This is a genomic window from Rathayibacter sp. AY1B8 (assembly GCF_002932775.1).
Lineage (GTDB): Bacteria > Actinomycetota > Actinomycetes > Actinomycetales > Microbacteriaceae > Rathayibacter.
On the sequence record NZ_PSWJ01000003.1, the window covers coordinates 114902 to 128696 of the forward strand.

Genomic DNA, 13795 nt, shown 5'->3' on the forward strand with positions numbered 1-13795 from the left:
CGGCTCAGCAGCCCCCTCCGCTCCGCACGAGAGCATGTCGACCAAGTCGTCCGGCGACTACGGCGCGAACCAGATCCAGGTCCTCGAGGGCCTCGAGGCGGTCCGCAAGCGCCCCGGCATGTACATCGGATCCACGGGTCCGCGCGGTCTGCACCACCTGGTCTACGAGATCGTCGACAACGCCGTCGACGAGGCGCTCGCGGGCTACTGCGACAACATCGAGATCCTGATGCGCGCCGACGGAGGCGTCACCGTCTCCGACAACGGCCGCGGCATCCCGGTCGACATGCACCCGACCGAGGGCATCTCCACGGTCGAGCTGGTCCTCACCGTGCTCCACGCCGGCGGCAAGTTCGGCGGAGGCGGCTACGCGGTCTCCGGCGGCCTGCACGGCGTCGGCTCCTCCGTGGTCAACGCGCTCTCGACGCGCCTCGACGTCGAGGTCAAGCGCCAGGGCGCCGTGTACCGGATGAGCTTCACCGACGGAGTGCCGGACGCCCCGCTCGAGAAGGGCGAGGCCAGCGACGAGACCGGCACGACGATCACCTTCTGGCCCAACGCCGGCATCTTCGAGACGGTCGAGTTCGACTACGAGACCCTGCGCGCGCGCTTCCAGCAGATGGCGTTCCTCAACAAGGGCCTGCGCATCGCGCTGACCGACCAGAACGAGGTCGAGTTCGAGGGGGAGGGCGAGAACGAGACCGAGGGCGACCGGACCGACGTCTTCCACTACGAGAAGGGCCTCGTCGACTACGTCGAGTACATCAACTCGCTGAAGAAGTCGGACCTCGTGCACTCCGAGATCATCGACTTCGAGTCCGAGGACACCGAGCGCCGCATCTCGCTCGAGGTCGCGATGCAGTGGACCACGGCCTACACCGAGAGCGTCCACACCTACGCGAACACCATCAACACCCACGAGGGCGGCACCCACGAGGAGGGCTTCCGCGCCGCGTTGACCACTCTGGTCAACCGCTACGCGCGCGCGAACAACCTGCTCAAGGAGAAGGACGAGAACCTCTCGGGCGACGACATCCGCGAGGGCCTCACCGCCGTCGTGTCGATCAAGCTCGGCGAGCCGCAGTTCGAGGGCCAGACCAAGACGAAGCTCGGCAACACCGAGGCGAAGGCGTTCGTGCAGCGCGTGGCCGGCGAGCAGCTGGCCGACTGGTTCGACCGCAACCCGAGCCAGGCGAAGGACATCATCCGCAAGGCGATCCAGGCGGCCTCGGCCCGCATGGCGGCGCGCAAGGCGCGCGAGACCGCCCGCCGCAAGGGCCTGCTCGAGGGCGGGGGCATGCCGGGCAAGCTCAAGGACTGCCAGTCCAAGGACCCGTCGATCTCCGAGATCTTCATCGTCGAGGGCGATTCGGCGGGAGGATCCGCGGTGCAGGGCCGCAATCCCGAGACGCAGGCGATCCTCCCCCTCCGCGGCAAGATCCTCAACGTCGAGAAGGCGCGGCTCGACCGCGCTCTCGGCAACAACGAGGTCCAGGCGATGATCACGGCGTTCGGCGCCGGCATCGGCGAGGACTTCAACCCCGACAAGGCGCGGTACCACAAGATCATCCTGATGGCCGACGCCGATGTCGACGGCCAGCACATCACGACGCTGCTGCTGACGCTCCTCTTCCGCTACATGCGCCCGCTGATCGACCTCGGCTACGTCTACCTCGCGCAGCCGCCGCTGTACCGCCTCAAGTGGTCGAACTCCCCCCACGAGTACGTCTACAGCGACCGCGAGCGCGACGCCCTGATCGCGCACGGCTCGGCGACCAACAAGCGCATGCCCAAGGAGAACGGCATCCAGCGCTACAAGGGCCTCGGCGAGATGGACTACAAGGAGCTGTGGGAGACCACGATGGACCCCGCCACGCGGACCCTCCTCCAGGTCACGCTCGACGACGCGGCCGCGGCCGACGAGATCTTCTCCACCCTCATGGGCGAGGACGTCGAGTCCCGCCGCTCCTTCATCCAGAAGAATGCGAAGGACGTGCGCTTCCTCGACATCTAGTGGTCGAGAAAGCGGACGTCCTTCGAAAGACGGCGGCCGGGCGGTCCAGTGGACCGCCCTCGCGACCACCTCGAACACGTGACGGCGGCCCTCGATGGGCCGCATCCTCGACCAGAACGCGACAGAGGCCCTCACCGGCCCGCCCACCGACGACACACCTGACACCCAGCGCGACCGCCGCCCCCGCTCCTCCGGGGCACGGACCCACCTGAGAGACCAGAGACCATGGCAGAAGAACCCACCACCCCCACCGGCCCGGACGAGAGCGACGACATCGTCACCGAGACCGGTGTGGTGATCCACGGTCACGACAAGATCGAGCCGGTCGACCTGCAGCTCGAGATGCAGCGCTCCTACCTCGACTACGCGATGAGCGTCATCGTCGGGCGAGCCCTGCCGGAGGTGCGCGACGGCCTGAAGCCGGTGCACCGCCGCGTGATCTACGCCATGTACGACGGCGGCTACCGTCCCGACAAGGCGTTCTCGAAGTGCTCGCGCGTCGTCGGCGACGTGATGGGCCAGTTCCACCCGCACGGCGACTCCGCGATCTACGACGCGCTGGTCCGTCTGGTGCAGCCGTGGAGCCTCCGCTATCCGCTCGCGCTCGGGCAGGGCAACTTCGGCTCCCCCGGCAACGACGGCGCGGCCGCCCCCCGGTACACCGAGACCAAGATGGCGCCGCTCGCGCTCGAGATGGTCCGCGACATCGACAAGAACACCGTCGACTTCCAGGACAACTACGACGGCCGCACCCGAGAGCCGGCGATCCTGCCGGCGCGGTTCCCGAACCTGCTCGTCAACGGCTCCGTCGGCATCGCGGTCGGCATGGCGACCAACATCCCGCCGCACAACCTGCGCGAGGTCGCCGCCGGCGCCAAGTGGGCGCTCGAGAACCCCGACGCGACGCGCGAGGAGCTCCTCGAGGCGCTGCTGCAGCGGATCAAGGGACCCGACTTCCCCACCGGTGCGCAGATCCTCGGCGTCCGCGGCATCCAGGACGCGTACCGCACCGGCCGCGGCTCCATCACGATGCGCGCCGTCGTCTCCATCGAGGAGATCCAGGGCCGCACCTGCCTCGTCGTCACCGAGCTGCCGTACCAGGTGAACCCGGACAACCTGGCGATCAAGATCGCCGAGCTGGTCAAGGACGGGCGCGTCTCGGGCATCGCCGACATCCGCGACGAGACCTCCGGTCGCACCGGCCAGCGCCTCGTCGTCGTCCTCAAGCGCGACGCCGTGGCGAAGGTGGTGCTGAACAACCTCTACAAGCACACCCCGCTGCAGGAGAACTTCGGCGCGAACATGCTCGCGATCGTCGACGGCATCCCGCGCACGCTCTCGCTCGACGGCTTCATCCGCGCGTGGGTCGACCACCAGGTCGAGGTCATCGTGCGCCGCACCCAGTACCTCCTCGACGAGGCCGAGGCGCGGATCCACATCCTGCGCGGCTACCTCAAGGCGCTCGACGCGCTCGACGAGGTCATCGCCCTCATCCGCCGCTCCCCCACCGTGGAGGAGGCGCGCGACGGTCTGATGGAGCTGCTCGACATCGACGAGGTGCAGTCCCGCGCCATCCTCGACATGCAGCTGCGCCGCCTCGCGGCCCTCGAGCGCCAGAAGATCATCGACGAGCACGACCGGATCCAGGCCGAGATCGAGGACTACAAGTCGATCCTCGCGAGCCCGGAGCGCCAGCGCACGATCATCTCGGACGAGCTCGACGAGATCGTCGACCGCTTCGGCGACGACCGCCGCACCGAGATCCTCTTCGGATTCGACGGCGACATGAGCGTCGAGGACCTGATCCCCGAGGAGGAGATGGTCGTCACCGTCACCCGAGGCGGTTACCTCAAGCGCACCCGGAGCGACTCCTACCGGGCCCAGCACCGCGGCGGCCGCGGCGTGCGCGGCGCGCAGCTGAAGGCCGACGACATCGTCGAGCACTTCTTCGTCACCACCACGCACCACTGGCTGCTGTTCTTCACGAACACCGGCCGCGTGTACCGCGCCAAGACCTACGAGCTGCAGGAGGCCGGCCGCGACGCCAAGGGCCAGCACATCGCGAACCTGCTCGCGCTCGAGCCGGGGGAGCAGATCGCGCAGATCCTCGACATCCGCGACTACGAGGCGGCCCGCTACCTCGTGCTCGCCACGCGCGACGGCCTCGTGAAGAAGACGGCCCTCTCGGAGTACGACACGAACCGCTCCGGCGGCATCATCGCGATCAAGCTGCGCGACGGCGACGAGCTCGTCTCGGCGCTCCTGGTCGAGGAGGACAGCGACGTGCTGCTGGTCTCCCGCAAGGGCATGTCGATCCGCTTCACCGCGTCCGACGAGGCGCTGCGTCCGATGGGCCGCTCCACCTCCGGAGTCCGCGGCATGTCGTTCCGCGGGGAGGACCGCCTCCTCGACGCCAACGTCGTCAGCGACGAGGGCTTCGTGTTCGTGGTCACCGAGGGCGGCTACGCCAAGCGCACCGCGGTCGACCAGTACCGCCTCCAGGGACGCGGCGGGCTGGGCATCAAGGTGGCCAAGCTGGAGGAGAAGCGCGGCGACCTCGTGGGCGCCATCATCACCGGAGAGGACGACGAGGTGCTCGTCGTGCTCGCCAGCGGCAAGGTGGTACGCTCTGCGGTGGCCGAGGTACCGGCCAAGGGTCGCGACACCATGGGAGTCGTCTTCGCACGATTCGCTGAGGACGACCGCATCATCGCACTCGCCAAGAACACCGAACGCAATCTCGACGCCCAGGACGAGGATCCCGACGCCGCGGCGCCGGCCGAGTCCGCCCCGGTGTCGGAGGAGGATGGGTCCGTAGATGAGTAGCACCGTCGCCGAGAAGCTCGCCAGGAAGTCCGCGAAGAGCCCGGCGGCGAAGCAGGTCCGCCTGAAGCTGGTCTACGTCGACTTCTGGTCGGCCGTGAAGCTCTCGTTCCTGCTGGGTCTGACGCTCGCGATCATCACGATCGTCGTCGTCTACCTGGTCTACACGGTCCTGGCCCAGACGGGAGTGTTCGACGAGGTCAACGGCCTCGTGCAGGACATCGCCGGCGCCGAGGCGTTCGACCTCAACACGATCATCTCGCTGCCGCAGGTCATGGGCTTCGCGATCGTCGTCGCGGTGCTGAACACCATCGTCACCACCGCGCTCGGCGCGATCGTGGCGCTGCTGTACAACCTCAGCGTCAAGATCACCGGCGGCCTCCTGGTGGGCTTCACCAACCAGTAGGGCGCACGGTCCGGCCGATTGGGATTCCTGCTCGATGTCGGGTAGAGTATCCTCTGGCCATTCCGGGGGTATAGCTCAGGCGGTTAGAGCGCTTCACTGATAATGAAGAGGTCCCAGGTTCAAGTCCTGGTACCCCCACCCGGTCCGAACGGCCCGTCACCTCGCGGTGGCGGGCCGTTCGACTCTCGGAGACGGATCGCCCCGTCTCCGACCCGGGGCCTTAGCTCAGTTGGTAGAGCGCCTGCTTTGCAAGCAGGATGTCAGGAGTTCGAATCTCCTAGGCTCCACACTTCCTCCCTCTCGCGGGTGCTTCCCCTTCGCCGGCCCTTCTGGTCCACCGGCGCACGGCACTCCGGGTCCTCCGCCGTCGCGGGGTCACCGTGTCGAGGTCTTCGGCGGCTCCTCCTGTCGCCGACCGTGCGGTCCCCGCGATCGAGGTCGCCACTCGGATGACCGAGTCGCCCGCTCAGCGGTCCACGCAGGCGAGGCCGAGGAACTGCTGGACCGAGAGGGTCTCGGACGTGCCGTCGCGGATGTCGCCGACGATGATCTCGCCGACGGAGAGCGTGTCGAACTGCTCGGCCGTGAAGACGACCGGGCGGGCGAGCACGGAGCGGTCGGTCGCGTAGGCGCCCAGCGAGAGGTCGACGCCGAGCGGGAACCGCTCGATCACCGTGTCGGCCGGCCAGACCGTGGATCCGGAGAGGTCGGTCGCGCCCAGTTGCGTGACCGGTGACGGGGAGACCCAGCGGGTGACCCTCCGCAGCCCGTCGCCGATGGTCAGGGGGGCGGAGTCGGAGGCGGCGAGGTCGAGGCCGTCGACGGATCCCGAGCACACGACGACGACGCCGAGGACCTCGCCTCGCTCGCCGCCCCGTCCGAGCCCGACCGCGGCCGTGGTCACCGGCTCCTCGGAGGCGCATCCCGAGAGCGCGAGGGCGCCGAGCAGAACGACGGTGCTCGCGAGCGCGGCGCGACGGTGCATGGGTCCTCCCGCGGCCACCCTACGCGGGCAGGGCGAGGGCCAGAGCGGCGAGAGCCTGCGGAAGGGAGGGAGCGCCCTCCGCTCGGAAGACCACCTCTCCGGCCGTGTCCCGCACGACGACCGTGGGGGTCGAGCGGATGCCGGCGGCCTCGGCCTCGACGGGGTGGAAGGCCACGTCGCGCTCGCGGATCTCGGCGGCGGGGACGAGCTCCGCGGCGCGCTCCAGCACCGAGCGCGCGGCATGGCAGGCGCCGCAGAAGGCGGAGGTGTAGAGCTCGACGATCACGACGAAGGGAACACCGGGGCGCGGCCGGGGATTCCCGGGCACCGTCAGCGGAGGAGCCAGGCCTCGTTCATGGTGAGGGCCGCGTCGACGAGCTCGACGCGCTCCAGCTCCTCGACGTCGCTCAAGGGGAACCAGGCGGCGGCGTCCGTGGAGCCGTCCACCTCGTGCGTGAGCTCGCCGCCCACGATGCGGGCGCGGTAGACGACGCGGATGGCGTGCAGGGGGCCGGCCTCGGGATCGCTGCGGCGGTGCGCGGGGATCACGTGCGAGTCCACGCCGATGAGGGCCTCGAGCTCGGCACGGTAGCCCGTCTCCTCGAAGATCTCGCGGACCGCGGCGTCGGCGGGCGACTCGCCCTCGTCGATCCCGCCGCCCGGAAGCGTCCAGGCCGACCAGGGGCCCTGGCTCCAGTGCGCGAGCAGCATCCGCTCGCCGTCGATGATCACGCCGTACGCGGCGACCCGGATGTCCACCGCAGAAGCCTAACCCGGGCATGCGAAGGAGCCGGACCCCCTGAGGGGCCCGGCTCCAGCGACGAGAACGTCAGGAAGCGGTCGAGGCCGCGTTCTGCGCGGCGCTCTGCGGCTCGTCCTCGGCGACCCACAGCTCGTCGTCGGCGCGGAACGTCTGCCAGACGGCGTAGCCGATGCCGCCGACGGCGATCAGCGCGGCGCCGATCGCGAAGACCGTGCCGACCTTGCTCTTCTTCTTCGGCGGAGTGGTGAGCTCCTCCCAGCGCGCCTTCGAGATCTCGGCGAGCTTCGCGCGGTTCTTCGAGTCCTTGGCGGCCTCGAAGGCGGCGGCGGCCGTGCCGCCCACAGCGGCGAAGGTCGGGACGACCTTGTGCTTGTAGGCGTTGCGTGCCGAGGAGTACGTGCCCTCGACGGCCGAGACGCCGTTGTCGTAGACCGGCTTGACGCGCGAGTCGTACGTGTCCTTGACGAAGGGGACGAGCTCCTTCTTGGCGTACTTCGACGCGTGGCGGCGGCTCTTCTCGAGCACGGAGGCCGCGTGCGCCAGCACCTCCTGCTGCTCGCCCCAGACCGCCTCGGCGTTCTTGCGAAGACGCTTGAGGTCCTTCTTGTGCTTACGTGACAGACCCATGTTGGTCCTCCATCGGCTACGAGCAGCGAACGCCTCAATACTGCCACTCATCGATCGGCGTCCGCATCGCGCACCCAGCGCATTGACACCGGGCGTTGCAGGGGCCTACAGACGCGCTGTGCGAGAATCCGAGCATGCCTTTGCACACCGCAGTCGCGACGTTCCACACCAACAAGGGCGACATCGTCGTCAACCTCTACGGGAACCACGCTCCCAAGACGGTCCGCAACTTCGTCGGTCTCGCGACCGGCGACATCGAGTGGACCCACCCCGCCACGGGTGCGAAGACGAAGGAGCCGCTCTACAACGGCACCGTCTTCCACCGCATCATCCCCGACTTCATGCTCCAGGGCGGCGACCCGCTCGGGCAGGGCATCGGCGGCCCGGGCTACCAGTTCGACGACGAGATCAACTCGGAGCTCGACTTCACCCAGCCCTACATCCTCGCGATGGCGAACGCCGGCAAGCAGGCGGGCCGCGGCACCAACGGCTCGCAGTTCTTCATCACCGTGGCGCCGACGACCTGGCTCCAGGGCAAGCACACCATCTTCGGCGCCGTCGCCGACGAGGAGTCGAAGAAGCTCGTGCAGTCGCTCTCGGCGGTCCCCACCGACGGCCGTGACAAGCCGCTCGAGGACGTCGTGATCGAGAGCGTCGAGATCACCGAGGTCTGATCGCCTCATCCACCACTCATTCGAGGGCCGGGTCCGTCAGGGCCCGGCCCTCGTTCTCCCCGGAGGCACGTCCGTGACCCAGGTCCCGCCGAGCAGCACCTACTCCTGCTACCGACACCCCGACCGGCAGAGCTTCGTGCGCTGCCAGCGGTGCGGCCGCACCATCTGCGGCGAGTGCCAAACGCCCGCTCCGGTCGGAGTGATCTGCCCGGACGACATGGCGCAGCAGCGCGCCACCGCGCCGCGCACCCGCGGTCCCCTTCTCTCCCGCGTGCGGGCCATGACCCGCGCCGACCAGCCGACGGTGACCTACGCGATCATCGCGCTCTGCATCGTGCTGTGGATCGTCGAGATCCTCCCCTTCGTCGGCGGGCCGGCGGTCAACGCTCTTCTGTACGCCCCCGCCTACACGCTCCCCGGCTTCGGCGCCGGTTTCGAGCCGTGGCGGATGCTCACTTCGGTGTTCCTCCACAGCACGTCGCTCTTCATCGTCATCCCGTTCCACCTGGTGCTGAACATGTACACGCTGTGGGTGTTCGGCATGGTGCTCGAGCGGATGCTGGGCCGCGGGCGGTACCTCACCCTCTTCCTCCTGAGCGGTTTCGCCGGGTCGGTGGGCGTCCTGCTCCTCGCGAACCCGCTGACCCCGGTGATCGGCGCCTCCGGTGCGATCTTCGGGCTGATGGGCGCGTACCTGGTGATCCTCCGGCACCTGGGCGGTCAGGCGTCGCAGCTGCTGGTGCTGGTCGGACTGAACCTCGTCATCGGCTTCCTGCCCGGGATGAACGTGGCGTGGCAGGCGCACGTCGGCGGTCTGGTGGCGGGCGCGCTCATCGGGCTGGTCTTCACGAAGACGCGGCAGCGCGCCCAGCGGCGCACGCAGAACCTCCTCGTCGGGCTCATCGGAGTCGGACTGGTGGCGATCACCGCGGGCGCCTACGTCCTCGGCTGACCCCGTCCCCTCCCGCAGCGGCGGGTCCGGCAGTGCCTCGCGCACTCCCGGGCCCGCCGCTTCGTCGTTCCCGCGGCGACCGTCTCCACCGCTGTCCACAGGTGCTCTCAACAGGTGGGGAGGAAGTTATCCACAGAGTTGTTAACACTGGGGAGAACGTCCCGGGTGTCCTCCTCGGGAGGACGATCCGGGGACGGCGGCGCGTCCGAGGACCGGCGGACTGGTGCGGATCCGGGCCCTGCTCGCCTCGAGCAGGCCAGCGCGGCGGGGACCGCGGAGTTCTCCACAGGAGATTCCACAGCTGGGGATAATTACAGCGGTGTAGTTCTCCGGCGGACGGCCACCAGGGCCGTCGCCTCACGGTCGTCGTCGCGGTGCAGCGAGGTGGCGAACCCGGCCGCCTGGAACGCGGAGGCACTCGCCGCGGCCTGATCCGCGCCGACCTCGATCACGACGACGCCGTGGGGTGCGAGCCACGCTCCCGCCTCCTGAGCGATGCGGCGGTGGAGGGCGAGCCCGTCCGATCCGCCGTCGAGCGTGAGCATCGGCTCGTGCACCCGGGCCTCCGGCGGCATGAGCGCGATCGCCGCGGTGGGGACGTAGGGGGCGTTGACGACGACGACGTCGATCCGCCCGCGCTCACTCCGGGGGAGAGCGTCGAAGAGGTCGCCCTCGTGGACGTCGGCGCGGCCTGCGAGCGTGCGGCGCGCGCAGGCGACGGCGGCGGGGGAGAGGTCGGCCGCGAGCAGGCGGACGTCCGGCCGCTCCTCCGCGATCGACCGGGCGAGGGCGCCGGATCCGCAGCAGAGGTCGAGCACCACGGCGCCGTCCGGGAGGACCTCCAGGGCGCAGTCGACCAGCCACTCGGTGCGCACGCGGGGCACGAAGACGCCGGGTGCGACGGGGACGCGCAGGCCGCGGAAGGCGACCCAGCCGAGGATCTGCTCGAGGGGCTCGCCCGTCTCGCGGCGACGGAGCAGCAGCTCGAGGTCGGAGGAGGAGTCGGCGGCCTCCTCGAGCAGGCCCGCCTCCTCCTCGGCGAAGACGCAGCCGGCGGCGCGCAGACGCTCCACCGACGACGAACGCCCCGTCGGCGGACCGGACGGGGCGTCGTTCACGACTGGGGGAGGTTCAGCGCCAGCGCGTCGTCATCAGGAAGCCGATGAACGCGATGCCGAAGCCGATCAGGATGTTGAGGTTGCCGAGATCGGGGATCGGCAGGGTGCCCTGGCTCACGTAGAAGACGATGATCCAGGCGAGTCCGAGCAGCATGAAGCCGAACATCACCGGCTTGAACCAGACCGGATTCGGTGCGTTCTCGCCGGTCCGGGCCTCGTCGCGCTCGGGCTTCGGGCTCTTCGTCGCTCGTGCCATGCCGACCACTGTACCGGGCGGAGGCTCCGGGCCGGGAGCGTCGGGGCTGCGCGGGTGCTGTGCGGACTCGCGGAGCGGCCGGTGCGGGCGCTCGAGTGGTCCCATCGGCCCTCCTCAGGCGGCGACTCGGGAGGGCTCTCCACAGGTCCGGATCATGCGCCACAGCCGGTCACGGCTCGCGCCTAGACTCGTCGCATGACCGCCCAGAACCCCGACGGGGCGGCTCTGCGGCCGCGAGCGAAGCGACGGAGGGCCCGCCCGGTCCGACGACTCTCGTTCTTCGGAGTCGTCGGCGAGCTCCTGATGACCGCCGGCGTCCTGGTCCTGCTCTTCCTGGCCTGGCAGCTCTGGTGGAACGACGCGGTGATCGCGGGCCGGCAGACGACGCAGGCCGCGGAGCTCCGCGAGACCTGGGGCGACTCCTCTCCGGCACCGCAGCCGACCGAGGCCGCCCCGGCGGAGCCGGTCGTCGCGTCGGTCGCCGCCCTCGACACCTCCTTCGGCAACCTCTACATCCCGCGCTACGGCGAGGGGTGGGTGCGCACGATCGCCGAGGGCATCGACGCCGAGAACGTGCTCGACGAGGGGAGCATCGGCCACTACCCCGGGACGCAGATGCCCGGCCAGGCCGGCAACTTCGCGCTCGCCGCGCACCGCAGCGCGTACGGCGGAGGCATGCACCTGATCGACGAGCTCCAGCTCGGCGACCCGATCTACATCGAGACGGCGGACGGCTGGTACACCTACCGCTTCCGCAATCTCGAGTACGTCCAGCCCTCCGACGTCCAGGTGATCGACCCGATTCCGTGGACTCCGGACGCGGCTCCGACCGATCGCCTGATCACGCTGACGAGCTGCAACCCGCTCTACTCGACGGCCGAGCGGATCATCGCGTACGGCGTCTTCGACTCGTTCCAGCCGCGGTCGGCGGGCGCCCCCGCCGAGATCGCCGCCTCGCTGGCTCAGGAGGGCTGACCGTGTACGCAGCGCTGTGGCGGCTCCTGCCCGGGCCGTGGTGGGTCCGGCTCCTGATCGTCCTCGTCCTCGTCGCGGCGGTCCTGGTGGCGCTCGACGAGTGGGTGTTCCCCTGGGTGCAGTCGCTCGTGCTCGACCGGAACGTGACCGTCGGCTCGTGACCGCCGGCGCGGCCCCGCGGATCCTGGTCGTCGACCACCACGACAGCTTCGTCTTCACGCTCGTCTCGTATCTCCGCGAGCTCGGTGCCGAGGTCGACGTGGTCGAGGGCGACGACCTCGGGACGACGGCGCTCCTGGCTCGCGCGGAGGAGGCGGACGGGGTCCTGGTCTCTCCCGGGCCGGGCCGTCCTGAGGACGTCCCCGCGTCGACGGCGCTCGTGCAGCGGGCGGAGGCGACCGGGCGGCCGCTGCTCGGAGTCTGCCTCGGCCACCAGGTGCTCGCCCATGCTCTCGGCGCCCGCGTCACGGAGGCGCCGGAGCTGTTGCACGGCCGGACGTCCGCGGTCCTCCATGACGGAGATCCGCTCTTCGACGGCCTGCCCACCGGATTCGCCGCGATGCGGTACCACTCGCTCGCGGTCGACGGCGAGAGCCTTCCCGAGGAGCTGCGGGTGACGGCGCGGACACCGGAGGGAGTGGTCATGGCCGTCCGGCACCGGAGTGCTCCGCTCGTGGGCGTGCAGTTCCATCCGGAGTCGGTCCTCACCGAGGGCGGGCGGCGCCTTCTCGAGAACTGGCTGCGCGAGGTGACGTCGATCCGGTCGTCCGTATCGGCCGACGACACGCCCGGACTCTCGATCCCGGCTCGGTGAGGCGGAATTCGCCGGGCTTATCGGGCTCGTTATCGAGTCGAGAGCATTGAGAATGATCAGCGACCACCGTCCCCCGAACGGGGATGCCGCCCTGAGTGCGTTCTCACGTAGAAATCCGCCATCTGACGGCTAAATGACGGTGGGCGGAGGAGAAAGCCGAGACAGGGTATGAGCGTGACCTTGTCCACCCCCTTGCGCACCCCCCGATCAGGTGGCGGGATTTGACGGGCTCCCGGCGGAGGATGCGGCCCCTTTTCCCTGCATAATCAGAGGGCGCCGACAGGGGGTCGGCGCCGCAGAAGAGAAGTCCGGGGGGACCTCATGGTCGCATCGATCTCCTGGGCTTTCTCGGGAATCCGAGAACTCGAGAATCTCGGACCGCGCATCGTCGTCAAACCCGGCACCGTTCCGAGCATCACCGGTTCGGGATTCGGCACCGCCGATCTGAGCGTCGTGCTGATGACGGTCTCGCCGTTGCGCGTCCTCCGCGGGACGTGGCCGGCCGACGACACCTCCTTCCTCACCTTCAGCTTCCTCATCGACGGCTTCGTGCGCATGGTCGCCCCGGACCGAACGGTGCTGCTGCGTCCGGGCTCGATCTCGTACCAGCAGGGGACGACGACGTTCACGACCGAGTCGACGACTCCGGCCACGATCCTCCACCTCTCGCTGCGCGCCGACGAGATGCGCCGCTACGGCTTCGACACGTCGGCCCCGGTCTACGCGCTCGATCCCGACGCCCGGTCCACCCGCGCCGCATACGCCTTCACGACCGCCTTCGCCCTCGCGGCGGAGTCCGGGACGGGGCTGCCCGGTGAGGGCGAGGTCACCGGCTTCGCCCACGTTGTCAAGCAGCTCCTCACCAGCGCGTTCCTCGCGGCGGCGAGCTCGCAGCCCGGCACCACGAGCGTCCGGGCCGCCACGCTCGGGCGCGCGCGCACGGTCATCGACCGGACGCACCGCACGCCACGCTGCACCCCGGAGGCGGTGGCCGACGCGGTCAACGTGTCCACCCGCTCCCTCCAGCGGCTCTTCGAGGACGCGGGCACCACCGTCGCGAGCGAGATCGAGCGCTCCCGGGTCGCCAGCGCCGTGGAGCTCCTGCGCCGCCGCCCGCGGGAGGTCCCGCTCGAGGCGATCGCCGCCGCGTCCGGATTCTCCTCGGCGGACCACCTCCGCCGTGCGCTCAAGCGCCGCGAGGGGCTCACCCCGAGCGACATCCGCGGCAGGATCGCGCGCCCCGCCGACGGATCGGCAGCCGGCGAGGTCGTGCGGCTCCAGCCCCCGCTCGCCGACGCGCGCCGGGCGTAGCCGTTCACCTCGGGGCCGTCGGCCTCGCGGAGCATCGACCCCGACGGGCGACGTCCGGACGAGCCCTTCTCGGCGCG

15 protein-coding genes and 2 tRNA genes are annotated in these 13795 nt (G+C 69.9%); 11 read left to right on the plus strand and 6 right to left on the minus strand.

Features of this window, described 5'->3' with window-relative positions:
• The first annotated feature begins 34 nt into the window (after nt 1-34).
• The 5 genes from gyrB (at nt 35) to C5C63_RS03805 (ending at nt 5530) form a co-directional block, all read left to right on the plus strand.
• On the plus strand, nt 35-2014 hold the full coding sequence (gene gyrB, locus C5C63_RS03785; protein ID WP_208543372.1) for a DNA topoisomerase (ATP-hydrolyzing) subunit B: 1980 nt from the start codon (nt 35-37) through the stop codon (nt 2012-2014).
• Between the two features lie 225 nt (nt 2015-2239).
• Nucleotides 2240-4840: a DNA gyrase subunit A gene (gene gyrA / locus C5C63_RS03790; protein WP_104222674.1), complete on the plus strand. Its 2601-nt coding sequence runs from the start codon at nt 2240-2242 to the stop codon at nt 4838-4840.
• Nucleotides 4833-5243, plus strand: a complete 411-nt coding sequence (locus tag C5C63_RS03795) for a DUF3566 domain-containing protein (RefSeq protein WP_104222673.1) — start codon at nt 4833-4835, stop codon at nt 5241-5243. The genes gyrA and C5C63_RS03795 overlap by 8 nt, the downstream gene beginning before the upstream one ends.
• Before the next feature lie 64 nt (nt 5244-5307).
• Nucleotides 5308-5381, plus strand: a tRNA-Ile gene (locus C5C63_RS03800).
• Nucleotides 5382-5457: 76 nt separating this feature from the next.
• Nucleotides 5458-5530 (plus strand) — tRNA-Ala (locus C5C63_RS03805).
• 179 nt (nt 5531-5709) lie between these two features.
• On the opposite strand, the gene C5C63_RS03810 is transcribed toward C5C63_RS03805, so the two are convergent.
• The 4 genes from C5C63_RS03810 to C5C63_RS03825 all read right to left on the minus strand — a co-directional run bounded on the left by C5C63_RS03810 (nt 5710) and on the right by C5C63_RS03825 (nt 7618).
• Entirely contained in the window at nt 5710-6228 is a 519-nt protein-coding gene (locus tag C5C63_RS03810) for a hypothetical protein (protein ID WP_104257944.1), read from the minus strand.
• 19 nt (nt 6229-6247) lie between these two features.
• Nucleotides 6248-6556: a thioredoxin family protein gene (locus tag C5C63_RS03815; protein WP_258059325.1), complete on the minus strand. Its 309-nt coding sequence runs from the start codon at nt 6554-6556 to the stop codon at nt 6248-6250.
• A 2-nt stretch (nt 6557-6558) separates the two neighbouring features.
• Nucleotides 6559-6987 carry an NUDIX hydrolase gene (locus C5C63_RS03820; RefSeq protein ID WP_104222671.1) on the minus strand — a complete coding sequence of 143 codons (429 nt, stop codon included), beginning with the start codon at nt 6985-6987 and terminating at the stop codon, nt 6559-6561.
• Between the two features lie 70 nt (nt 6988-7057).
• Nucleotides 7058-7618, minus strand: a complete 561-nt coding sequence (locus C5C63_RS03825) for a hypothetical protein (RefSeq protein ID WP_104325504.1) — start codon at nt 7616-7618, stop codon at nt 7058-7060.
• 134 nt (nt 7619-7752) lie between these two features.
• Here C5C63_RS03825 and C5C63_RS03830 point away from each other — a divergent pair, with 134 nt between their 5' ends.
• Together C5C63_RS03830 and C5C63_RS03835 are read left to right on the plus strand one after the other, a co-directional pair.
• Nucleotides 7753-8292, plus strand: coding sequence for a peptidylprolyl isomerase (locus C5C63_RS03830; protein ID WP_104222669.1), 540 nt, complete (start codon nt 7753-7755; stop codon nt 8290-8292).
• Nucleotides 8293-8365: 73 nt separating this feature from the next.
• Entirely contained in the window at nt 8366-9244 is an 879-nt protein-coding gene (locus C5C63_RS03835) for a rhomboid family intramembrane serine protease (RefSeq protein ID WP_104222668.1), read from the plus strand.
• Between the two features lie 311 nt (nt 9245-9555).
• Here the strand turns inward: C5C63_RS03835 and C5C63_RS03840 are convergent, their stop codons facing one another.
• Together C5C63_RS03840 and C5C63_RS03845 are read right to left on the minus strand one after the other, a co-directional pair.
• Nucleotides 9556-10317, minus strand: coding sequence for a putative protein N(5)-glutamine methyltransferase (locus C5C63_RS03840; RefSeq protein WP_104291951.1), 762 nt, complete (start codon nt 10315-10317; stop codon nt 9556-9558).
• Between the two features lie 58 nt (nt 10318-10375).
• The gene (locus C5C63_RS03845) at nt 10376-10618 is read right to left on the minus strand and encodes a cell division protein CrgA (RefSeq protein ID WP_104222667.1); all 243 of its coding nucleotides are present in this window, start codon (nt 10616-10618) and stop codon (nt 10376-10378) included.
• Between the two features lie 195 nt (nt 10619-10813).
• On the opposite strand from C5C63_RS03845, the gene C5C63_RS03850 reads away from it, so the two are divergent.
• From C5C63_RS03850 to C5C63_RS03860, 4 genes are all read left to right on the plus strand, one after another.
• A complete protein-coding gene (locus C5C63_RS03850; RefSeq protein ID WP_104325505.1) occupies nt 10814-11593 on the plus strand; it encodes a class E sortase in 780 nt (259 codons plus the stop codon).
• Nucleotides 11594-11595: 2 nt separating this feature from the next.
• Entirely contained in the window at nt 11596-11754 is a 159-nt protein-coding gene (locus C5C63_RS16905) for a hypothetical protein (protein ID WP_167299010.1), read from the plus strand.
• A complete protein-coding gene (locus C5C63_RS03855; protein WP_104232998.1) occupies nt 11751-12407 on the plus strand; it encodes an aminodeoxychorismate/anthranilate synthase component II in 657 nt (218 codons plus the stop codon). Before C5C63_RS16905 ends, C5C63_RS03855 begins: the two co-directional genes overlap by 4 nt.
• Before the next feature lie 321 nt (nt 12408-12728).
• Nucleotides 12729-13718 (plus strand): helix-turn-helix domain-containing protein, encoded by a 990-nt coding sequence (locus C5C63_RS03860; RefSeq protein WP_104222664.1) that lies wholly within the window; start codon nt 12729-12731, stop codon nt 13716-13718.
• Nucleotides 13719-13795: the final 77 nt, after the last annotated feature.